Genomic DNA, 21,432 nt, shown 5'->3' with positions numbered 1-21,432 from the left:
TCAGGCGTCCTTACCCAGGCTCTCGAAGGCGGAAAAGGGAATTGGCTCGATGGGAAAACGCGGGCGCAGCCAGCCGACATCGGCGCGTCCGGTGGCCTGCCGCAGGCGGTCGCTGCAATAACCGACGCACATGCGCCCCTGGCAATCACCCATGCTGACCCGCGTACGCATCTTCAGCCCAGCCATGTCCTCGACGCCCTGGGACAGAGCAAGGTCGATCTCGGCGCGAGTCGTGTGTTCGCAACGGCAAATCAATGTGTCGGCGCGGGGCAAGTCGATCTGCCGGGTACCGCGCCGGGTGTAGCGATCAACACCGGCGCGGAACTTGCGGATTTTCGTCAGTTTGTCCAGGTAGATCTGGCGCAGGACCAGGGCCCCCTCGGCGTCGAGCACATCGCGTTGCATCAGGATCGACACGGCGGCAATCCTGCCGGCCAGCATCGCCGCCTCGCCGCCGCGAATCCCGCCCATATCGCCGGCCAGATGGATGGTCGGTTCGCTGCTCTGCTGCCAGACGTTGCTCTCGGGCCGCAGGCAGCCGTCCTCGCCGACGCCATGGGCCAAGCCCATCTGCTGACTGAGTTGGGTGCGCGGGACAAAACCATAACCGACCGCCAGGGTCTGCGCTTCGACCCGCCGCGCCTGGGCGAGGTCCGGCTGCCAATCGCTGGAATACGGCGCCAGGGTCACGCTGGTCAACTCTTCCTGCCCCTGGGCTTCGACCACACCCCAGCCGTAGTAAAACGGGATGCCGTGCAATTTCAGATAGGCGAGCATGCTCAAACCGTCGAGAAACATCTGCGGCTTGTTCAGCAGAGCCAGGCTTTCGCGGGCGATCCGGCCCAAGGCGCTGGCCTCATAGACACCCGCCACCGGCACCCCGGCCGCGTGCAACTGACAGGCCACCAACGGCAACAAGGGACCGGTACCGGTAATCACCGTGGCGCCCAACGGCTTGACCACGCCGCTCTTGATCTGCAACTGCAAACCGCCGAGCAGCATGACCCCGGGCAAGGTCCAGCCGGGAAACGGCACGTTGCGCTCATGGCAGCCGGCCGCCAGCAACAGTTGCGAATACTCGATCTGCTGCAGGTGCTCGTCGGCATCCAGCGCCATCAGCGTTCGCGTGCCTTCACCACCGAGAATCCGCGTGCCCAGGCGCACATCGACCCGGTCGGAATACCGCGCGAACTCACCGTGCAGACGCTCCAGTACTTGGCGGTAGCGCGTGCCCAGATAGCCGAGGTCGACGCCGCGGCGCAACGGTCCGCGATAGACCACGCCCCCCAGGCGCGAGGCTTCCTCGAACAGCACGCTGGGTACCGCGTGCCGGGCCAGCTCGGCGGCGGCGGCCATGCCCGCCGGACCTCCGCCGACAATCACCACGGGCAGGCGGCTCATAGCACCTCCAGCACGGGGAAGCGGCTGACAGCGGTTTCGATCTGCATGCTGGGCCGTACCAGCGTCTGGCAGGCCCGGCGCTTGTGCCGGCCATCAATCGAGACCAGGCAGCACTGGCAAACGCCCATGCCGCAGAAGGCTCCGGCGATCTCGCCATGATCGTTGCGCGCCAGTTGTCGCAGGCCGACCGATTGCAGCACGCTGAGGACGGTCTCACCGGCAGCGGCCGGTACGGGTTGACCGTTGAGGTGGACGGTCATGTCCACCTGGGAAAGGGGTTGGATATCGTGTTGTCGATCCAGGTTTTGCATAGGTGCATCATCCATGACTAGCGTGAAAGGTGCACGCTAAGGGATTCGGCGCTTCGGCCATTTGATCCAGGCCAGTAAAGAGGAACAAAAGTCCTGGGGGCCGCTTCGGCGCTCCGGTGGTGTCAGAGGCTCCCCGTCGCGCCGTTCGCGGGCAAGCTCCGCTCCCACAGGTCTGCGGTCGTACACAGGTTTTGTGTTTGACTCGGACAATGTGGGAGCGGAGCTTGCCCGCGAAGCAGGCGACACGGTCCATCGCTCTAACGCCGACGCTTCATCAACCAGTACGCCGCCGGCAGCACCAGCATCGACAACAACGGCGCGGTGATCATGCCGCCAACCATCGGCGCGGCAATCCGCTTCATCACCTCGGACCCGGTACCGCTGCCCCAGAGAATCGGCAGCAGACCGGCGACAATCACCGCCACCGTCATCACCTTGGGCCGGACCCGCAACACCGCGCCCTCGCCGATGGCCTCCAGCAAATCGCCGTTCTCCTCCCGTCCGGCATCCAGACGCGCCGTCCAGGCATTCTTCAGATACAGCAGCATGATCACACCAAACTCCGCCGACACCCCGGCCAGGGCGATAAACCCCACTCCCGTGGCCACCGACAGATTGAAGCCCAACAGGTAGAGCAACCAGACGCCGCCGGACAGCGCAAAAGGCAAGGTCAGCATGATCAGGCCCGCCTCACTGAAACGCCCGAAGGTCAGGTACAGCAGCACGAAAATGATCAGCAAGGTGGCCGGCACCACCCACATCAGACGGGCATTGGCCCGCTCCAGGAACTCGTACTGCCCGGAATAGGACACCGTCATCCCGGCCTTGAGCTTCACCTGCTGCGCCACCTGTTGCTGCAGGTCACGAGCGGTCGACGCCAGGTCGCGGCCCCGGACATCCACATAGACCCAACCGGACAGCCGGCCATTTTCGCTGCGCAGCATGGGCGGCCCCGCGCTCACGCTGATATCCGCTACCGCACCGAGGGTGATCTGCTGCCCACTGGCGGTGAGCATCGGCAATTGCTGCAAGACCTGCGGGCTGTCGCGCCATTCCCTCGGATAACGCAGATTGATCGGATAACGGGCCACGCCCTCGACCGTCTCCCCCACCGTACTGCCACCCACGGCACCGGACACCACCGCCTGCACATCGGCAATGCTCAGCCCGTAGCGGGCCGCCGCCAGGCGATTGATCCGAATGTCGAGGTAGCTGCCTCCGGTCAAGCGTTCCGCCAGGGCCGAACTGACCCCGGGCACCTGCTTGGCGACCGCTTCGACCTGATGGGCGACCTCATCTATATCGGCCAGCGACGTGCCGGCCACCTTGACCCCGATCGGGCTCTTGATGCCGGTGGCGAGCATATCGATACGGTTGCGGATCGGCGGCACCCAGAGGTTCGACAGCCCCGGCACCTTGACCGCCTGGTCCAGCGCTTCGATCAGCTTTTCCGGGGTCATGCCAGCGCGCCATTGCTCACGGGGTTTGAACTTGATGGTGGTTTCGAACATCTCCAATGGCGCCGGATCGGTGGCGCTTTCCGCCCGCCCGGATTTGCCGAAGACATGCTCGACTTCCGGCACCGTGCGAATCATCCGATTGGTCTGCTGCAGCAACTCGCTGGCCTTGCTCGCCGGTAATCCCGGCAACGCCGAAGGCATGTACAACAGGTCGCCTTCATCCAGCGCCGGCATAAATTCCCCACCCAACTGGCTCAAGGGCCAGAGACTGGAAAGGAAGATCATCAGCGCCAGCGCCAAGGTCAACTTCGGCCATTTCAGCACCGCATCCAGCAGCGGACGATAGGCCGCGATCAGCCAGCGATTAAGCGGGTTCTGCTGCTCACTGGGAATATGACCGCGAATCCAGTAGCCCATCAGCACCGGCACCAGGGTCACCGACAATCCCGCCGCCGCCGCCATCGAATAGGACTTGGTAAACGCCAGCGGCCCGAACAACCGCCCTTCCTGGGCCTCCAGGGTAAACACCGGGAGGAACGACAAGGTGATGATCAACAGGCTGAAAAACAGCGCCGGCCCGACCTCCGCCGCCGCCTCGCCGATCACCCGCCAATGGGCCTCGCCTTGCAGCTTCTGGCCGGGATGGCGCAGTTGCCAGGCCTCGATATGTTTATGGGCGTTCTCGATCATCACCACCGCCGCATCGACCATCGCGCCGATGGCAATGGCGATACCGCCGAGGGACATGATATTGGCGTTGACGCCCTCGATGCGCATCACGATAAAGGCCATCAACACCCCCAACGGCAGGGTGATGATCGCCACCAGGGACGAGCGCCAGTGCCAAAGGAACAGCAGGCAGACCAGCGCCACCACACCGAACTCTTCCAGCAGTTTGAAGCTGAGGTTGTGCACCGCCCGGTCGATCAGCTGCGAACGGTCGTAGGTGGTGATCAGTTCTACCCCGGGCGGCAGGCTGCCGCGCAAGCTTTCGATACGGGCTTTCACCGCCTGGAGTGTTTCATCGGCGTTCTTGCCGGAACGCAGGATCACCACGCCACCGACCGCCTCGCCTTCGCCGTCCAGCTCGGCGATGCCACGGCGCATCTCGGGGCCGACCTGGATCGTCGCCACCTGGCCGAGCAACACCGGCACGCCTTGCGCCGAGGTTTTCAGCGGGATATTGCGAAAGTCCTCCAGGCTCTTCAGGTAGCCCGAGGCACGCACCATATATTCGCGCTCGGCCAGTTCCAGTACCGAACCGCCGGCTTCCTGGTTGGCGCTCTTCAGCGCCTCGTTCACCTGCTGCTGGGTGATGCCGTAGGCCACCATCTTCTGCGGGTCGAGCAGCACCTGGTATTCCTTGACCATGCCGCCGATGGTGGCGACCTCAGCCACATTGGGCACGGTCTTGAGCTCGTATTTGAGGAACCAGTCCTGGATCCCGCGCAACTGCGCCAGGTCATGCTGCCCGGTGCGGTCCACCAGGGCGTACTGATAGATCCAGCCGACACCGGTGGCGTCCGGGCCGAGGGTGCTGGTGACGCCCCGGGGCAAACGACCCTGGGCCTGGTTGAGGTATTCCAATACCCGCGAACGGGCCCAGTACAGGTCGGTACCGTCCTCGAAAATCACATAGACAAAGGAGTCGCCGAAGAACGAGTAACCGCGCACGGTCTTCGCCCCGGGGACCGACAGCAAGGTACTGGCCAGCGGATAGGTGATCTGGTTTTCGACGATCTGCGGCGCTTGTCCGGGAAAGCTGGTACGGACGATTACCTGGGTGTCGGACAGGTCCGGCAGTGCATCGAGCGGCGTGTTGCGCACCGACCAGATACCCCAGGCGACAATAAACAGAGTCGCCAGCAGGATCAGGAAACGATTACCGATGGACCAGTGGATCAGGCGCTTGATCATTTCCTGCCCTCCATCGAGTCCGTCGCTTCCATTGGTGCCATCGGAGCCATTGCTTCATCGGTTGGAACTATGCCTTGCAGGCTGGCTTCCGAGTCGAGCAGGAACTGCCCGGAGGTCACCACTTTCTGGCCTTCGCTCAGACCGTCGAGCACTTCGATACGCCCGGCGGACTCGCGTCCGATACGGATTTCCATCGGTTTGTAGCGGCCCTGATCCCCGGCCAGCATCACCAGGGTGCGCTTGCCCGTGCGGATCACCGCCTCGCTGGGCACCAGCAGGCTCGGGGTCGGATCGGGATCGGCGAGGCGCACACTGGCGAACATGCCCGGACGCAACTTGCCGTCCGGGTTGGGCAACTGGCTGCGTACCGTCAGGGTGCGGTTCTGCGGATCGACACTCGGTAATATCGCCACCACCTTTCCCGTCAAGGTCTGTGCGGGATAAGCGGACAAGGCCACGGACACCGGGGCCCCCACCTGGACCAGGGTCGCCTGCGCCTCCGGGATCGCGCTATCGAGCCAGACGCTGCCCAGCCCGTTGATCCGCGCCAGACTCATCCCGGCGGATACGCTCATGCCCGCGCGCACCTCCAGGCTTTGCAGCTCACCGGCAATCGGCGTGGTCAGGGTCAGCAGCGGACGCACCGTGCGGGTCTTCGCCACCTGGGCGATCACTGCCTCGGGCATGCCGAGCAGTTGCAGGCGTTGGCGCGAGGCCTGGATCAAACGGCTGTCGCCGCTGGCAAGGACCGCGACGAACTCCAGTTGCGCGGCCGACCACTCGGGTATCAACAGATCCACCAGGGGCGCGCCGGCCGGCAGTACATCACCGGGCGCGCGGTCATAGACGCGCTCGACAAAGCCCGCCGCACGGGCTTGCAGATTGGCGATATCGCGCTGGTTGTAGCCCAGCGAACCGACGGCATCAAGACCGCCGGGCAGGCGTTCACGTACCACCGCGGCCGTGCGCATGCCGAGGTTCTGGGCCAGTTGCGGCGACACGCTGACGGACGATGTGTCCTCGGCGCCATCGACATACTTGGGCACCAGTTGCATATCCATGAACGGCGACTTCCCCGGTGCATTGAAGTGCTGGGTCGGGTACATCGGGTCAAACCAGTACAGGGTCGGGCGTTCCTTTTTTGCGCCATCGGCCGCAGCGGACATCAGGGGCCCACCGTGGCCGAGCCAATAGCCACCGGCAACACCGAGTCCGGCCAGCGTGAGGGTCAACAGCGAGTAAGTGAGCTTGTTCATTTCAGGCCCTCGACATAGGCGTAGTACAGGCTGGCGGACAGTTGGCTGAACTGATTCTGTTGGCTGACGCTGCGCAGCTGTGCCTCGATCAGATCGCGACGGGCGCCGATCACTTCGTTCAGCGGGCTCTTGCCGGCCTTGTAGGAGGCCAATGAAAGCTCGGCGCGGCGCTCGGCCAGGGGAATCGCTGATTGTTGCGAACGCTCCAGGGCTTTCTTCAAGCGTTCGAGTTCGGCCAGGCCGCTTTCCAGCTCGGCCTTGTGCTCACGCAACATGACTTCCTGTTCGGCCTCCCGCTGCTCGACCTCATGCTGCCGCGCATTGATCCGCGGCCCTTGGCGGGAACCGGTGAACAGCGGCAGGTCGAAGGTGAATTGCAGCGACGCCATGTCGCCGCCGAACTGTCGGTCACGGTGACCGTAGACCAGCTCGACGCCCCAGTCGGGCTTCTTCTGCGCGATGGCATCGGCCAGTTCGGCATTGGCTTCGCTGACCCGGGCCGTGGCGGCCTGCAGGTCCGGATGGCGCCCCAGGGTGTGCTGGGTATGCGGCAGGATCGGACCCCAGGTCGGCGGCCCGTCGACCAGAGGTTGATCGGCATCGGCCCCGATCCAGCGGCGCAGCTTGGCCCGGGCCATGGCGATGTTCTGTACCAGTTCGTCACGGCGGTCGGCAAGGGCCAGGGCTTCTTGATCAGCCTGGAGCAGATCGCCTGCCTGCGCGGTGCCGGCGGCGATACGCGACGGGGTGGTGTTGCGCAACAGCGCGACCTGATGGTCCAACTGATCGAAGTTTTTCACGCTGAGTTCGGCGTAATAGACATTCAGCCAGGCCAGCGCGGTTTGCCGCTTGACCTCCAGCAGCGAGGCCCGCCGCTCGGCTTCGGCGACGTCCACGCTGGCCAGCGCAAGCTGCTTGCGGGCCAGGCGCTTGTCGCTGTTGGGCACCTCCTGGCGCAGGCCGATCTGGCGCTCGGTCATCGAGTCGCCATCAAAGGAGTAACGCCCGGAACCCTGGATCGGCAGGTCCTGGATCCCCAGCATCAACTTGGGATCGGGCAACGCATCGGCGGGCCCGACCGAGGACTGTGCCGACTCGACCTGCGCCAGGCGCGCAAGGTTTTCGGGGGCGGTGTTTTCGGCCAGGTGCTGGGCCCGCTCGAAACTCAGCGGCTCGGCCCTGACGGCCACCAGTGGGCTGGCGCCCAGGACAACAGCGATCACACCGGCCAATACGCGGTGTGAGGGAAGGAAAGCGAACATGCTTTCATCTCCAATGCAGGATCGACGCGTCCGCTGCAAATAGCGGTCGCGATGGCCCCTACGCCGCTTTGTGCAGGCGTGCGGGGATTCGGATCAAGGCATCAGAGGTAACGCGGAGGGCGCCACAGATCGGCCGGCGCCGACTGGAGCACGGCGGGCGCCTGCAGGGTAAGCGGGAGCGGCGGAACAGGGGTAAAGGTGCTGATCGTCAGGACCTGGACCAGTCCACCGATCTTGCACTCCTCGCCGGATTTGCAGGGCGACTTGGACGCGGCACCATGCTCCATATCATTACAGCAGGGGGCGCCGGTCATTTTCGACCCGGCGTGGTTCATCAACGGCATCGGGCAAGGTTCAGCAAAAGACGCGGCCGCGGCCACGCTGCCGAAGATCGGCAGCATCAGGCTGAGCACCAGGGTCAAGATCAGCTGAAACCTGAACATCGAGGACGCCAATGAAGAAGGGTTGCGGGAAAAGATACGCTACTTGAACGGTTGCAGGTTAAGTGAGCATTAATCTTCGTGCCGGCGGCGCTTGCCTATGGGTTACTCGGCAACCGCCTGCAACACCCATCCACCTTCCTGCTCCACGATCAGGCCACAGGCCAGCAGCAGCGGGCGCAACCGGACGTGCAACTCCGGCTTCACGAACTCATGCACCTTGGACAAGTCCAGTAAACCTGGAACCTCCAGTTCGCTCTTGAAGAACGACAGCCAGGCCTTCTTCAGCACCAGGAGCACTTCGCTTGGGGTGGTCCTGGCGAACTGGCGGTTGACCACCTTGCCCAGTTCGAAGCTGTGCTGGAAGGCATAGCCGGTTTCCACACCCGCGGCTTCCACACAGCGCAGGCATTTGCACGGCCCGTCGGCAAACGCCTGGAGCAGGAAGGCACTGAAGTCCGTCACGGGCTTGAGGGAGAGTCGCTTGTCCGTCTGAAACAAATCGTCCTGCAGTACCATTTCTTCCGTCATCGTGCCCTTCCTTAACCATAACTGCCCGCGCCCGTTTGGAGCGACGGGTAAAAAGTCGCGAAGTTAATCCCTTGACTGCCTGATGTCAAAGCCACGCCGGACCGTTCCCACAGGCGCCTCAGCTCTCTTCACGGACCACGCCCTGCTCCTCGAGCAGGCGCACGAACATGCTCAGGCTTTGCGACACCGTGCCTCGGCGCCACACCAGCCAGGTTCGCAGATAACGCATGGACTCGGTCAACGGCCAGACACTCACGGTGCTGCAGCCCGGCATGCTTTCCAGCATGCTGCGGGGCATCAGCGCCAGGCCGGCCCCGGCGCTCACGCAGGCGAGCATGCCGTGGTAGGACTCCATCTCATGGATCTTGCCGGGCACCGCGCCGTCCTTGGTAAACCAGCTTTCGAAATGGTGCCGGTAGGAACAGTTGGCGCGAAAGGCATAAATGCTCTCGCCGTTGACCTCGCGCGCACGCCGGACAGGCCCATGCTGCAGCGGCGCGATCAGCACCATCTCTTCCTCGAACGCCGGCACACCCTCCAGCGCCGGATGCAACACCGGCCCATCGACAAACGCAGCCGCCAGGCGCCCGGACAACACGCCATCGATCATGGTCCCGGACGGGCCGGTGGACAGGTCCAGGTCAACCTTGGCATAGCGCTGGTTATAGGCCGCCAGCAGTTGCGGAATACGCACCGCCGCCGTGCTCTCCAGCGAGCCCAGGGCAAAGGCGCCTTGTGGTTCCTCGCCGGCCACGGTGGCCCGCGCCTCGCCGACCAGGTCGAGGATGCGCCGGGCATAGTCGAGGAAACTCCAGCCCGCCGGCGACAGCCGCAGGCGACTCTTCTCGCGGATAAACAGATCCACCCCCAGATCCTGCTCCAACTGCTTGATCCGCGTGGTCAGGTTCGACGGCACCCGATGGATCTGCTGGGCGGCCGCACTGATGCTGCCGTGCTCGGCAACGGCTTTGAAAATCTCCAACTGGACCAGATCCAAGTCATTCTCCAATCGTGAACGATATGCTCACCATTATTCAGTTTCCAGAAAACCAACGCCACCGTAATCTGAGGCCATACACACACAGCAGGACGGTGCCATGTCTTCGATTTCCAGCCTCACCCATGCCCTGTCGATCAATCCCGCCAACGGCGAGCAGATCGGCCACTACCCTTTCGAATCCGATTCGGCCCTGGATGCCGCCCTGTCCCGGGCCGCGGCGGGGTTCTCGCTCTGGCGCCGTACCGCACTGGAACAACGCTCACAGGCGTTGCTCGCCCTGGCCCAGGCGCTGCGTGACAACGTCACGAAGATGGCCGAGATGATCACCCTGGAAATGGGCAAGCCCATCGCCCAGGCCCGCGGTGAAATTGAAAAATGTGCGCAGCTGTGCGTGTGGTACGCGGAAAACGGCCCGGCCATGCTCAGCGCCGAAGCGACCCCGGTGGAAGGCGGCAAGGCCCGTATCGAGTATCGCCCACTGGGTCCGATCCTCGCCGTGATGCCGTGGAACTTCCCAATCTGGCAGGTACTGCGCGGTGCAGTGCCGACGCTGCTGGCCGGTAACACCTTCGTGCTCAAGCATGCGCCCAACGTCATGGGCAGCGCCTACCTGCTGCTGGATGCCATCAAGCGCGCCGGTTTCCCCGAAGGCGTCTTCGAAGTCATCAATGTCACCCCGGAGGGCGTTTCCCGGGCCATCGCCGACCCACGTATCGCGGCGGTCACTCTCACCGGCAGCGTACGCGCTGGCATGGCCATCGGCGCCCAGGCCGGTGCGGCCTTGAAGAAATGCGTGTTGGAACTGGGCGGTTCGGACCCCTTTATCGTGCTCAATGACGCCGACCTCGACGAAGCGGTCAAGGCCGCCGTGATCGGTCGTTACCAGAACACCGGGCAAGTCTGCGCGGCTGCCAAACGCTTGATTATCGAGCAAGGCGTAGTCGCAGCCTTCACCGAGAAGTTCGTCGAGGCCACCCGTCGCCTGGTGGTCGGCGACCCGCTGGCAACCGAGACCTATATCGGTCCCATGGCCCGCTTCGATCTGCGTGACGAGCTGGATCAACAGGTCCGGGACACCCTGGCGCAAGGCGCGACCCTATTGCTCGGCGGCAAGAAGGCCAACGGCTCCGGCAATTTCTACGAGCCCACGGTATTGGCCGATGTCACCGACCAGATGACCTCGTTCAAACAGGAGTTGTTCGGCCCGGTGGCGTCCATCATTACCGCGCGGGATGCCGAGCATGCGCTGGCGCTGGCCAATGACAGCGAGTTCGGACTGACGGCAACCGTCTACACCGCGGATCTGGAGCTGGCCCGCAAGTTCGCTGACGAGTTGGAAACCGGCGGCGTGTTCATCAATGGCTATAGCGCCAGCGACCCTCGGGTCAGCTTCGGCGGCGTGAAAAAAAGCGGTTTTGGTCGTGAACTGTCGCACTTCGGAGTCCGCGAATTCTGCAATGCGCAGACGGTGTGGCTGGATCGCCGCTGAAGGTATTGCCCGGCCCCGGGGGCACTCGCCTCCGGGCCTATAGACGACAGGGCTGAAAAAAACGCAAAAAAAAAGCCTGCATCGCTGCAGGCTTTTCTTCTATCTGGCTCCACAACCTGGACTCGAACCAGGGACCCAGTGATTAACAGTCACTTGCTCTACCAACTGAGCTATTGCGGAATGCCGTGTATGTTACTGATATAAAAAGAGAAGTCAACCCCTGCCGGATCGGCAACAGGCCGCTGCCCGCCCGTCACACCGGCCAGCGACGATGCTCGTCGTCAATAATATAGGCGTGTTCGTGGATTTTACCGCCGGCGTCGTGCAGGTGCGGGTGATCCAATGGCAGGTCATCATGGCTATGCCTGAGCGCGGCCTGCTCGTGAGCCGGCCGCCAGATGACCAGGCAGGCCAGCACTGCCATGGCAGCAAGCAGGCTCAAGACCATGAACGAAGCACCGAGACCGACCTGCGCGCCCAACCAGCCGGCAAGCGGATAGGTGATCAGCCAGCAGGCATGGGACAGCGCAAACTGTGCCGCGAACAATGCCGGACGGTCTTCTGCGTGGGACGAGCGACGCAATAGCCTGCCGCCGGGAGTCTGCGCCAGGGAATAACCAACTCCGAGCAGGAACCACAGCGGCAACAGCGCGCTATAGGAAGCCAGCGTCGCACCGATGCCCAGGCCGATCACCAGCAACCCGGCGCCCAGCAGCATCACCGTGCGGTCCGCCACTCGGCTCAACAGACGCGGCAACGCCAGGGCGGTGAGCATCGACCCCGCGCCAAAGGCCGCCAGGGCAAAGGCAGTAAACCGCTGCGGCAGGGAAAAATGCGCCTGCACCAACACCACGGTATTGACGATCACCATGGCGCTGGCGGCGGCCACCGCCAGGTTCAGGGCCAGCAGCCCGCGCAAACGCGGGGTGGCCAGGAACAGCCGCACGCCACGGGTGGTGCGCTCATAAATGCTGCGCCGCACGCCTCTCCTGGCCTTGGGCAGCACCACCGAGCCGACCAGCATGGCCGAAGCGAAAAATCCCAGCGCGGTGCCGCCGAACAGGCCATGGAAACTGATCACGCCGAGGAGCGCGGCGGCAAGCATCGGGCTGACCAGGCTTTCCAGGTCGTAGGCCAGACGCGCCAACGACAGGGCGCGGGTGTATTGCTCCTCGTCGGGAAGAATGTCGGGAATGGTCGCCTGGAACGTCGGGGTAAACGCTGCCGAGGCCGATTGCAGCACGAAGATCAGCACATAGATCTGCCAGATCTCGCTGACAAAGGGCAAGGCCAGCGCCACCAGGGCCCGAATCAGATCCAATGCCACCAGCATTGCCCGGCGCGGCAGGCGTTCGGCAAAGGCAGCAGCCACGGGGGCGACGCCGATATAGGCACTCATCTTGATCGCCAGGGCGGTGCCCAGCACGACCCCGGCCTGGGCGCCGGCCAGGTCGTAGGCCAGCAAGCCAAGGGCAACCGTGGCCAGGCCAGTCCCCACCAGCGCAATGATCTGAGCGAGAAACAGATGCCGATAGGTAGTGTTTTTCAGGATATCCAGCATGGCGATGCTCCGACGTGTCCGGGCCCTTCAACCCCGTGCAGCGGGGATGAACACCCACCCCCGTCTACAGGTATTTGGTGATCTGCTTGAATGCTTCCAGCGGTGCCCGTTCGGCAGCGGTCATCGCCCCGACGGTGTCTTCAAGGCAATGGTCGATATGGTCCTGGATCAGCGTGCGCTTGGCCTGGCACACGGCCTTTTCCACCGCATGGAGTTGCTGGGCCACGTCCACGCAGGGCCGCCCCGTTTCGATCATGCCGATGATGCTGCGCAGGTGCCCTTCGGCACGCTTGAGCCGTTTGATGATCGCCTCGTGTGTCTGATGCACGTGCAAGGATTCGCTCATGGCGCCGGTTTCCGAATGAATGTGCTTTTATCCTATCCCCCCCCATAGGATACAGTCAATCGGGCAGGCGCCCGGTTTTCGAGCGGCGCCGGGCGAGATCAGTCGACGCCGACAATCAGCTCGCCGGCCAACCAACTGGCGAGTAGCGATCCGGCCTTGGCAATACCGGCGGTTTCGCCAAGGCGTTCAACGAGCCATTCGCACAACCCGGAAAAACTGCCGTTCTCCTGCAAGCGCAACAGCGCCTGGTGTTCCAGTGCCTCGACAGGTCGCAGGCGCACCACCCTCTGCCGACGCCAGATCAGCAGGCCCGCCGTCTCAGCCAAGCGCTCGGGCGCGGGTAGCGGCAGCCCTTCGCTGAGGGCCGACCAGATCGGCTCGGCGTTGCTGGCCAGGGCACCAGTTCTGAGGGACGCTGTAAATCTCAGGCAGGCCGTCTCCCAATCCATGCTCGCCAGCACAGCCATGGGCAGCGGCTCGGCATCGGCGGCCACGAACGACTCATCGAGTGCCCGCTCGATCCAGGCCAGCTCGTGCACCTCGGGGCTGTCGGGAAACAACGTCGCCAGGGTCGCGGCGAATCCTTGCGGGTAGGCATCCAGGGTCCAGGCATGGGGCGGATGCTGATCGATATGGGTGACGGCGGCGGTAAAAAAAGCCTCGGCGCCGATCCATGTACGGACCTGGGGAAAAGCCTCCTCAAGGCATCCCAGCAACTGCGCGCGGTAGTTGTTCTGGTAGACGGACAATCCGGCTTGCGCCGTAGCGCCAAGATTGGCGGCCGCTTGCGCCGAGGCGCTGACCAGAGAGTTGCGCAGCTCACGCTGCCATTGCGCCAGGTTCATGCGCCACTCCGCGAGCAGGCCCGCCCATCGAGGCCGCCGAGGGTCCGGGCTATCGTCAGTTCCTTGAGCAGGTCGGCCAGCGGCGGGATCCGGTCATCGCGCTCGATCATTGTCGCCAACGGGCCGAAGCGGGCCATCGCCAGGGTGTATAACGCCCAGACCTCGGCACAGACCGGGCTGTCATGGGTATCGATCAGCAGCTCCTTGCCCTGGCTGTGGCCGGCCAGGTGGATCTGCCTTACCCGGTCGGCCGGCAGGCCATCGAGAAACGCCAGGGCGTCAAAGTGGTGGTTGCTTGCACTGACGAAGAGATTGTTGACGTCGAGCAGCAGCTCGCAGCCGGTGCGCCTGGACATGGCAGCAATAAATTCCCACTCGGTCATCGAAGCGCCGTAGAAGGCCAGGTAGCTGGAGGGGTTTTCAAAGAGCAGGGTGCGACCCAGGACATCCTGGGCGCGGGAAATATTCGCGCAGACCAGATCCAGCGCCTCGTCGGTATAAGGCACGGGCAACAGGTCATGGGAATTGAAGTGATCGATGCGCGACCAGCTCAGGTGGTCGGAGACGAACACGGGTTCGATCTCGTCGACCAGTGCCTTCAAGCGATGCAGGTAAGCGGAGTCGAGCCCGTCCGCCGAGCCGACGGACATCGAGACACCGTGCAGCGCGACCGGATAACGCTCGCGGACCTGGCGCAGGATATGCCGCGGTTGACCGCCGTCGACCATGAAGTTCTCCGAAATCACCTCGACGAAGTCGACGGGGATCCGGTTCTCCAGGAAGTCCCGATAGTGCTCCTTGCGCAGGCCCAGGCCGTAGCCCGAGAAGGGGGTAGTGGACATCGCATGTACTCGGCTTGAGAGAGGAATACTGTTTTGAAAACACCGCGCAACCTGTAGGAGCAGGCGGTCCGGCGTCCCGGCTTGCCCGTGAAGCTTTGGCGTTCTCACGGGCCCTTTCGCGGGCAAGCCCTGCTCCTACAAGGATGGTGTCGAAGGCAAATTTTGCGTAGGGCACTACGTCCGTGCCCTGCCCTTACTTCGGCTCAGTCAGGGTGCCGCCGGCCTTGAGGCACTCACTCGGGGTCTTGACGATAACGCCCTGCCCCTTGCAGCTGTTCAGTCCCTTGCAGTCGTTCCTGGCGGTGGCGCAGAGGCTTTCGCCCTTGCAACTGTTGACGCCGTAGCAGCGGCCCGGCTGCTCTTTCTCGGCGGCACTGGCCGATACGGCAAAGGATGCGGATGCCAGTGCGATCAACGCGGCGGCGGTGGCAAGGCTCAAACGGGATGCGGTGCTAGCCATGATGTTTCTCCAGTTCAGTCAGGGGGTACAACAGTGAAAGTTCAGGTGCCGGATGGGTGTTACTTGACGTTCAACGCGGCCTGCTCGATGACTTTCGCCACCGCCTCGGGCTGCGAGATGTACAGCGTGTGGCTGCCCTTGATCTCGGTCACCGTGGAACCGGCGCGCTTGTACATCCAGCGCTCCAGATCCGGGTTCAGGGCCTTGTCCTCAGTGGCGACAATCCCGTAGCTGGGTTTCTGGTGCCAGGCCGCGGCCCAGGTCCGCGCGCCGAAAGTCTCGGTGGTCGCCGGTACTTGCGAGGCCGCGAGGAAATCGGTGCGATTGCTGGTCTGGTCGGCGGCGAAGTCTTCGCCGAACTTGGCGCGGTCGACGAACAGGTGCCCGTCACGGGTGGCATGGATGTCGTTGTTCGGCGCCGGCATGGAGTCCAGCAACTGGGTCAGGCTTTCGCCCACTTCCGGTTGCAGCGCGGCGACATAGACCAGTGCCTTGACCTTGTCGCGATCACCGGCCATGCCGATCACCGCACCACCGGAACTGTGACCGACCAGCACCACCGGACCGACCTGCTGGTCGAGGACCAGGCGGGTGGCGGCGACGTCTTCGTCCATATTGGTCGCCGGCTGGTGCACGACGGTGACCTTGTAGCCCTTGTGGATCAGGATGTCGTGAACGACCCGCCAGCCCGACCCGTCGACGAAGGAGCCGTGGACGATGACGATGTTTTTCGCGCCAGCGGGCGGCGTCGCCTCGGCGGCACCGGCAAACATCGGTGTCGCCAGGGCCAGTGCGGCCAGGGCCAGGGTTGGAATCTTGCGCATGGTGTTTCCCCACAGGCCGCCAGGGCCTGATGTGATGGTGGATGATGGGTGGTGCGTTAGCGGCGTTGGCGCTGCAGCAGCGCATCGAGCGACCAGTGACCGCCGCCATAAGCGATCAGTGGCAACAGCAGGCCTACCCAGGTCAGGTGCGTCGGCCAGGCATCGGGATAAACGAAGATCTCGATGACCAGGGTCATGCCCAGCAGTGCGGCGGCGGCCGGTCGTGTCAGCAGACCCAGCACCAGCAGGATCGGAAGCAGGTGCTCGGCATAGGTCGCCAGGTGCGCCGCCAGGTCGGACGGAATCAACGGCAACACGTACTCCGAACGAAACAGCACGTAGGTCGACGGTTTGATCGTCAACAGGCCTTGCACCTTGGTGCGCCCGGAAAGAAAGAACACCGAGGCGATCCCCAGGCGCGCCACCAGCAGCAACAGTGGCTCAGGCAGCAGGCGCCTCAGGCCGGCAGTCGCGCCGCTGTTGCCGCGGTTCATGGCTGCTCCGTCAGGGAGCCGACGCCCTTGGGCGTCTTGATCTGGAGGCAGGTGCCCTTGTCCACCAGCACCCAGGCATTGCCCTGGTAGTCGGCCTCGGCGGTGCCGGCACAGGAGGTGCCTTTGCCGGCGGCACAATCGTTCTGGCCGGCCTTGGACACGCCGTAGCATTTTTCCTTGGGGCTTTCATCGGCGGCATGGGCAGCGCTGGCGAGAACCGTCAGCGAGAATGCAAGGGTGGCGGCAAGGGCCGCGTAGGGGCGCTTCATGGACATCTCCCGATCAACAATGAATGGCGCGAACCAGCAGCGTCGTGGGCTGCGTTGTTCGACCAGCAAAGTTAACCGCGAGCGTGTATCCCTTCTGTGTCGCGGACCCGGGCAGCACGTCGCGGGATGTATCCGCCGCCGGTTCGTACACAGTGTGATACATCACCTGCCGTGCAACGACCGCCATCCCGTCGCGGACTCGACTCGGCGACCAAGCGGGAGGCCGTCATATAAGCTTCATATTCCGCAGATAGCATTGTGCCTTCACCTCGCCCGGCGACCCCAGCATGCGCGCAGAAAACTTCCCCTTTATGCGTCCACAGCGGCCTAGAGATCATCGCTGCGCCGGTGACTTGTGCATTGAAGTGCCGGTGATCGACTCCAACAGCACCAATGCCCTGGTGATGGAGACCTTCAACGCGCACAAGGAAATCGTCTGCCTGGCAGTACTCGAAGACGAGCGCCCGATCGGCCTGATCAACCGCAATATCTTCCTGTCGATGATGAGCAAGCCGTTTCACCGCGAGCTGTACGACAAGAAAAGCTGCATTGCCTTCATGGACAAGGAACCCTTGATCGTCGATGCCGGAATGAGCATCGAAGAGCTGACGTTCAAGACCGTGGAATTTGGCGAAAAGACCCTGGCCGACGGTTTTATCATTACCCGCAACGGCCAATTCGCCGGACTGGGCAGTGGCCTGCAACTGATGGAAGTGGTCGCGGCCATGCAGGCCGAAAAAAATCGCCAGATCATGCAGAGCATCGAGTATGCGAGCGTTATCCAGCGCGCCATGCTGCGCGCTTCGCGGGATGCCCTGAAGTCGACCCTGGACGATGCCACCCTGCTGTGGGAACCACGGGATGTGGTCGGCGGCGACTTCTACCATTTCTGCGCCTACCCCGATGGCTGGTTCGGGGCGATTGCCGACTGCACCGGGCACGGTGTTCCCGGCGCCTTCATGACCCTGATCGCCTCCTCCTCGCTGACCCAGGCACTGGCCAAGCTCGGACCGCGTGATCCCGGCGCGCTGTTATCGGCGGTGAATAAAAGCGTCAAGGAACTGCTGGGGCAGGTCCAGGGCGTCGATGAAACCCCCGAGTCCGACGATGGCCTGGATGCCGCTTTCTTCTGGTTCGACAGCGCCAGCCAGACCCTGAGCTTTGCCGGCGCGCGCATGTCCCTCAACCTCTTGCCGCCTGATGCCCAACAACTGGAAACCCTCGCCGGTCAGCGTGTCGGCGTCGGCTACGTCGACAGTGACATCAACTACCAATGGCCGGTGAGCCAGGTGACGATCGTGCCGGACAGCCTGGTATTCATCGCCACCGACGGCCTGACCGACCAGATTGGCGGCCCGCGCAACATTGCGTTCGGCAAGAGCAAGACCTTCGACACGATACTGGAACACCGCAATCAGCCAGCGACCGTCATCTGCGAAGCCTTGCAACGCACGCTGGCCAATTGGCAAGGAGAGCAAAACCGGCGTGACGATCTCACCCTCTTCTGCGCGCGTCTTGGAAACAATCATGATTAATTCGAACACAGCCCATGCCGATTGCCACTTCTTCGACCTGGCCCAGCAACGTAATGTGATTTTCTATCATATGGGTTATTTCTCCCACACCATCATTACCGCCATGGCCGAGGTGGTGCGGCTGCAGCTGGAGATTTCAGGGGTGAACGGGCCGACACGGCGCAAACTGTTTTCCTCCTTCGTCGAATTGTCGCAAAACATCATTCACTATTCCTCCGACTCGTTGCCCACCGAGCCGCGTGAAGAGTCGTCGCTGCGCCAGGGGGCCGTGTGCATCAGCGCAGAAGGTGATCGCCACCTGATGCTCTGTGCCAACCCGATCGCCACTAGTGATGTCGACCGCCTGCGGGAAAAGCTCGAGCCCCTGCGCAACATGTCGCTGGAGGAGATCAAGCAAGCGTACAAAGTGACCTTGCGTGCGGAAACCCCTGCGGACAGCAAGGGGGCCGGCCTGGGCTTCCTGACAATGGCGCGCGATGCCTGCGCACCGTTGGAATTCGATTTCTACCCAAGAGCGGACGAGCCGGGAACCACGCTGTTCTGCCTTAAAGCCACTATCTAAGTAGAGTGACGCAATCGCCATGGATAATTTCTACATTGAAGCAACCGCCACATCACCGGAAGTCGACTTTCGTTTCGATCAGAATCTGCTGACGATAAAAGGCGAGTCCTACCCGGAAAATGCCGCCGCCTTCTATGCCCCTGTCCTCCAGCAACTGCGCACCTACCTCGCCGCCCGCGAGGACACCACCATCACCACCCATATTGCGCTGGCCTACTTCAACAGCTCCAGCACCAAGATGCTGTTCAGCATTTTCGATGCCCTGGACAAGGCCGCCCAATCGGGTAACGAGATGCAGGTGAACTGGTACCACGACGAAGAAGATGAAACCATCTTCGAATTCGGTGAAGAGCTGAAGGCCGATTTTACCGCCATCATCTTCAACGACCACGCAACGACTCTCCAGTGATTCCTGGAGAAGGATGGTGAGCATGACCGCTTCAGTCACTTCCGCCGGCGCACAGGATGACGCGGCACACGACCTGTTCAGGAGCGAAACCGACGCCCTGGAACACGCCCGTTCGATTCTGGCCCTGACTGAAGCCGACGCCCCGGTGTACCAGCAAGCCCTCGGCGAGCTGACCGTACACTTCGAGCGGCTCATGCGCGAGACGCGCCGGCTGATACGCCGCAGCGACCGTGCCGAGCGCGAAATGAACGCCCTCAATGCGCAGTTGCAAACCCTCGCCCGCCAGCTCGAATACCGTGCCACCCACGATGCGCTGACCGATGTGCTGAACCGCGGCGCGGTGATTGACCTGACCGTGCAAGCGCTACGCAAGACCGGGGCGGCGATGGTGGTGCTGGACATCGACCACTTCAAGCAAGTCAACGACGAATTCGGCCATCCGGCGGGCGACGCGGTGATTCAAGGCATCGTCGGCTGCCTGCGCCGGGCCGTGGGCAATGCGGGATTTATTGGTCGCGTGGGCGGAGAGGAATTTACCGTGCTGATTCCCGCCGGCACGCTGGAGGAAGGCCTCAGTCTTGCCGAGACCCTGCGTGACTGCATTGCCTCGCATGTCTTCGGGCAACCGGTGAACCGGCAGATCACCGCCAGTTTCGGGGTCAGTGCCAGTCCCATGGGCACCAGTTTCGACACGGCCTATGGCTTGGCGGATGCGGCCCTGTACCAGGCCAAGCGCTCGGGCAGGAATCGCGTCGAGGCAGCGCGGCCAGAAGCGGATGTCTGCCCGCTGGAACAACAGGAAGAAGAGCGCCTGAGCCCTCCTCTTCCCACCCTGTGATCAGAAGATCGAGATAGGGTAATCGGCGATCAGGCGCAATTCGTTGTTGTCGCCTTCAGGCTGATCGGCATTGGCACGGTGGAACGACTGGCGCAGGCGCAACGCCAGGTCCTTCGCCGGACCGCTTTGCACCACGTACTTGGCCTCGACATCGGTCTCGTGGTGCGTACCGTTGGCACCGTAGTGCAGCTGGTTGTACGCGCTGTCCGCGGCCATCTTGGTGCCGTCGATATCGTCACCGTAGATATAACGGGTCATGAAGCTCAGGCCCGGCACTCCATAAGTCAACATGTTCAGGTCATAACGCGCCTGCCAGGATTTCTCGCCCGGACCGTTGAAGTCCGAGTACTGCACGGAGTTGGCCAGCATGATCGAGTCGCCGCCGTCGCCAGGGCCGTTGGTGCCGAAGCCGACATAGTCGAACGGCGTGTCGCCATGGATCTTCTGGAACGCCAGGGTCACGGTATGCGCCGTCAGGAAGGTGTAGGCCGTGGCGAAGGAGAACGCGGTGTTGTTGATCGGACCGGCCTTGGCCGAACCTTCGTCATTGGTCTTGTACAGGTTGAAGTCGAAGTTCAGCGACTGACCCGGCGAAAGCGCCAGGGTGTAGTTGCCGTTGGTGTAGTACTGGCGCCAGACGTCTTCGAACTCGGAACCGTAGAGAGTGAAGTTGAGGTTGTCGTTGACCTTGTACTTGCCACCGAGGTAGTTGACGGCGCTGGCGGTGACGTTGGCGTAGGTGGCATACAGCGAGTGATCGTTGCTGGTGGAGACCACCCCGGTGCCACTGGTGAAATGCCCGGCTTCCAGGTCCAGGTCCTTGATCTCGCTGCTCAGCAGGTTGAAACCGGTGGCGGTTTCAGGAATCAGGCGGGTACCGCCGGCGGCGAAGACCGGCGCGGTGGGCTGCATATCGCCGTAGAGCAATTCGGTCTTGGAAATCCGCATCTTCACCGCGCCGCCGGCCTTGGCGTAATCGTCCTCGGGCTCGCCATTGCGACCCACCGGCAGGTTACCGGTACCGGCCGTGCCGGCGCCACCATCGAGCTTGATCCCCCAGTAACCGAAGGCATCCACGCCAAAACCGACGGTGCCCTGGGTGAAGCCGGAGCTGTAGTTGCCGAAGATGCCCTGGGTCCAGTCCTTCTTGTCCGCCGGACCGTTTTTCACGTCACGGTCAAAGTACTGATTCTTCAGATGCAGGTTGAGGCTGCTGTCCTCGACGAAACCCTTGGCCTCGTCTTGATCCGTCACGGTGGTCGCCATGGCCGCCTGGGCCATGCCCAGCGAGACCGCCAGCGTCAGGAAGTTGAGTTTGGTCGACATCATTGTAATTCCCCTGGTTAATAATGTTTCACCCTCTTGTTAGTGCAAACGACG

General features: G+C 63.0%; 22 protein-coding genes and 1 tRNA gene. 5 read left to right on the top strand and 18 right to left on the bottom strand.

Going from position 1 to position 21,432, the window contains the following annotated elements; translation table 11 throughout:
- The 8 genes from hcnB to M5C71_RS18615 form a co-directional block, all read right to left on the bottom strand.
- The gene (gene hcnB, locus M5C71_RS18650; RefSeq protein ID WP_103498976.1) at positions 1–1,401 is read right to left on the bottom strand and encodes a cyanide-forming glycine dehydrogenase subunit HcnB; all 1,401 of its coding nucleotides are present in this window, start codon (positions 1,399–1,401) and stop codon (positions 1–3) included.
- Complete coding sequence (gene hcnA, locus M5C71_RS18645; RefSeq protein WP_248768457.1) at positions 1,398–1,712, bottom strand: cyanide-forming glycine dehydrogenase subunit HcnA; 315 nt, start codon at positions 1,710–1,712, stop codon at positions 1,398–1,400. Before hcnA ends, hcnB begins: the two co-directional genes overlap by 4 nt.
- A gap of 257 nt (positions 1,713–1,969) precedes the next feature.
- Positions 1,970–5,089, bottom strand: a complete 3,120-nt coding sequence (locus tag M5C71_RS18640; protein ID WP_248768456.1) for an efflux RND transporter permease subunit — start codon at positions 5,087–5,089, stop codon at positions 1,970–1,972.
- Positions 5,086–6,345, bottom strand: coding sequence for an efflux RND transporter periplasmic adaptor subunit (locus M5C71_RS18635; RefSeq protein WP_248768455.1), 1,260 nt, complete (start codon positions 6,343–6,345; stop codon positions 5,086–5,088). The genes M5C71_RS18640 and M5C71_RS18635 overlap by 4 nt, the downstream gene beginning before the upstream one ends.
- Entirely contained in the window at positions 6,342–7,607 is a 1,266-nt protein-coding gene (locus M5C71_RS18630) for a TolC family protein (protein WP_248768454.1), read from the bottom strand. Before M5C71_RS18630 ends, M5C71_RS18635 begins: the two co-directional genes overlap by 4 nt.
- A gap of 101 nt (positions 7,608–7,708) precedes the next feature.
- The gene (locus M5C71_RS18625; protein ID WP_247262998.1) at positions 7,709–8,050 is read right to left on the bottom strand and encodes a hypothetical protein; all 342 of its coding nucleotides are present in this window, start codon (positions 8,048–8,050) and stop codon (positions 7,709–7,711) included.
- A gap of 102 nt (positions 8,051–8,152) precedes the next feature.
- Complete coding sequence (locus M5C71_RS18620; RefSeq protein WP_248768453.1) at positions 8,153–8,578, bottom strand: hypothetical protein; 426 nt, start codon at positions 8,576–8,578, stop codon at positions 8,153–8,155.
- Between the two features lie 118 nt (positions 8,579–8,696).
- Positions 8,697–9,575, bottom strand: a complete 879-nt coding sequence (locus M5C71_RS18615) for a LysR family transcriptional regulator (protein ID WP_248768452.1) — start codon at positions 9,573–9,575, stop codon at positions 8,697–8,699.
- Between the two features lie 100 nt (positions 9,576–9,675).
- Here M5C71_RS18615 and M5C71_RS18610 point away from each other — a divergent pair, with 100 nt between their 5' ends.
- Positions 9,676–11,067: an aldehyde dehydrogenase family protein gene (locus tag M5C71_RS18610; protein WP_248768451.1), complete on the top strand. Its 1,392-nt coding sequence runs from the start codon at positions 9,676–9,678 to the stop codon at positions 11,065–11,067.
- 104 nt (positions 11,068–11,171) lie between these two features.
- Here the strand turns inward: M5C71_RS18610 and M5C71_RS18605 are convergent.
- The 9 genes from M5C71_RS18605 to M5C71_RS18565 form a co-directional block, all read right to left on the bottom strand.
- Positions 11,172–11,247 (bottom strand) — tRNA-Asn (locus M5C71_RS18605).
- A 73-nt stretch (positions 11,248–11,320) separates the two neighbouring features.
- A complete protein-coding gene (locus tag M5C71_RS18600; protein ID WP_103498968.1) occupies positions 11,321–12,628 on the bottom strand; it encodes an MFS transporter in 1,308 nt (435 codons plus the stop codon).
- Positions 12,629–12,692: 64 nt separating this feature from the next.
- Positions 12,693–12,974 carry a metal-sensing transcriptional repressor gene (locus tag M5C71_RS18595; protein WP_103498967.1) on the bottom strand — a complete coding sequence of 94 codons (282 nt, stop codon included), beginning with the start codon at positions 12,972–12,974 and terminating at the stop codon, positions 12,693–12,695.
- A gap of 98 nt (positions 12,975–13,072) precedes the next feature.
- Positions 13,073–13,819 carry a DNA-binding domain-containing protein gene (locus M5C71_RS18590; protein WP_248768450.1) on the bottom strand — a complete coding sequence of 249 codons (747 nt, stop codon included), beginning with the start codon at positions 13,817–13,819 and terminating at the stop codon, positions 13,073–13,075.
- Positions 13,816–14,661 carry a DUF692 domain-containing protein gene (locus M5C71_RS18585; RefSeq protein ID WP_248768449.1) on the bottom strand — a complete coding sequence of 282 codons (846 nt, stop codon included), beginning with the start codon at positions 14,659–14,661 and terminating at the stop codon, positions 13,816–13,818. The genes M5C71_RS18590 and M5C71_RS18585 overlap by 4 nt, the downstream gene beginning before the upstream one ends.
- A 193-nt stretch (positions 14,662–14,854) precedes the next feature.
- Entirely contained in the window at positions 14,855–15,121 is a 267-nt protein-coding gene (locus tag M5C71_RS18580; protein WP_103494194.1) for a hypothetical protein, read from the bottom strand.
- A 59-nt stretch (positions 15,122–15,180) separates the two neighbouring features.
- On the bottom strand, positions 15,181–15,945 hold the full coding sequence (locus M5C71_RS18575; protein ID WP_248768448.1) for an alpha/beta hydrolase: 765 nt from the start codon (positions 15,943–15,945) through the stop codon (positions 15,181–15,183).
- Positions 15,946–16,001: 56 nt separating this feature from the next.
- Positions 16,002–16,439, bottom strand: coding sequence for a DoxX family protein (locus M5C71_RS18570; protein WP_103494196.1), 438 nt, complete (start codon positions 16,437–16,439; stop codon positions 16,002–16,004).
- The gene (locus M5C71_RS18565) at positions 16,436–16,708 is read right to left on the bottom strand and encodes a DUF2282 domain-containing protein (RefSeq protein ID WP_103494197.1); all 273 of its coding nucleotides are present in this window, start codon (positions 16,706–16,708) and stop codon (positions 16,436–16,438) included. Before M5C71_RS18565 ends, M5C71_RS18570 begins: the two co-directional genes overlap by 4 nt.
- A 311-nt stretch (positions 16,709–17,019) precedes the next feature.
- On the opposite strand from M5C71_RS18565, the gene M5C71_RS18560 reads away from it, so the two are divergent.
- The 4 genes from M5C71_RS18560 to M5C71_RS18545 are packed head-to-tail and all read left to right on the top strand — an operon-like array spanning position 17,020 to position 20,052.
- Positions 17,020–18,243: a SpoIIE family protein phosphatase gene (locus M5C71_RS18560; protein WP_247263017.1), complete on the top strand. Its 1,224-nt coding sequence runs from the start codon at positions 17,020–17,022 to the stop codon at positions 18,241–18,243.
- A complete protein-coding gene (locus M5C71_RS18555) occupies positions 18,236–18,805 on the top strand; it encodes a SiaB family protein kinase (RefSeq protein WP_103494199.1) in 570 nt (189 codons plus the stop codon). The genes M5C71_RS18560 and M5C71_RS18555 overlap by 8 nt, the downstream gene beginning before the upstream one ends.
- A 19-nt stretch (positions 18,806–18,824) precedes the next feature.
- The gene (locus M5C71_RS18550; RefSeq protein ID WP_100942705.1) at positions 18,825–19,214 is read left to right on the top strand and encodes a DUF1987 domain-containing protein; all 390 of its coding nucleotides are present in this window, start codon (positions 18,825–18,827) and stop codon (positions 19,212–19,214) included.
- 22 nt (positions 19,215–19,236) lie between these two features.
- Positions 19,237–20,052, top strand: coding sequence for a GGDEF domain-containing protein (locus M5C71_RS18545; protein ID WP_103494200.1), 816 nt, complete (start codon positions 19,237–19,239; stop codon positions 20,050–20,052).
- On the opposite strand, the gene M5C71_RS18540 is transcribed toward M5C71_RS18545, so the two are convergent.
- Positions 20,053–21,381: an OprD family porin gene (locus tag M5C71_RS18540; RefSeq protein WP_177102389.1), complete on the bottom strand. Its 1,329-nt coding sequence runs from the start codon at positions 21,379–21,381 to the stop codon at positions 20,053–20,055. It abuts the gene before it with no gap.
- Positions 21,382–21,432 lie beyond the last annotated feature (51 nt).

This window comes from Pseudomonas sp. MWU12-2345 (assembly GCF_023242385.1).
Classification (GTDB): Bacteria; Pseudomonadota; Gammaproteobacteria; order Pseudomonadales; family Pseudomonadaceae; genus Aquipseudomonas; species Aquipseudomonas gingeri_D.
Note: the sequence above shows the minus strand (reverse complement) of the source record. Positions and strands in the feature narration are given on the sequence as shown.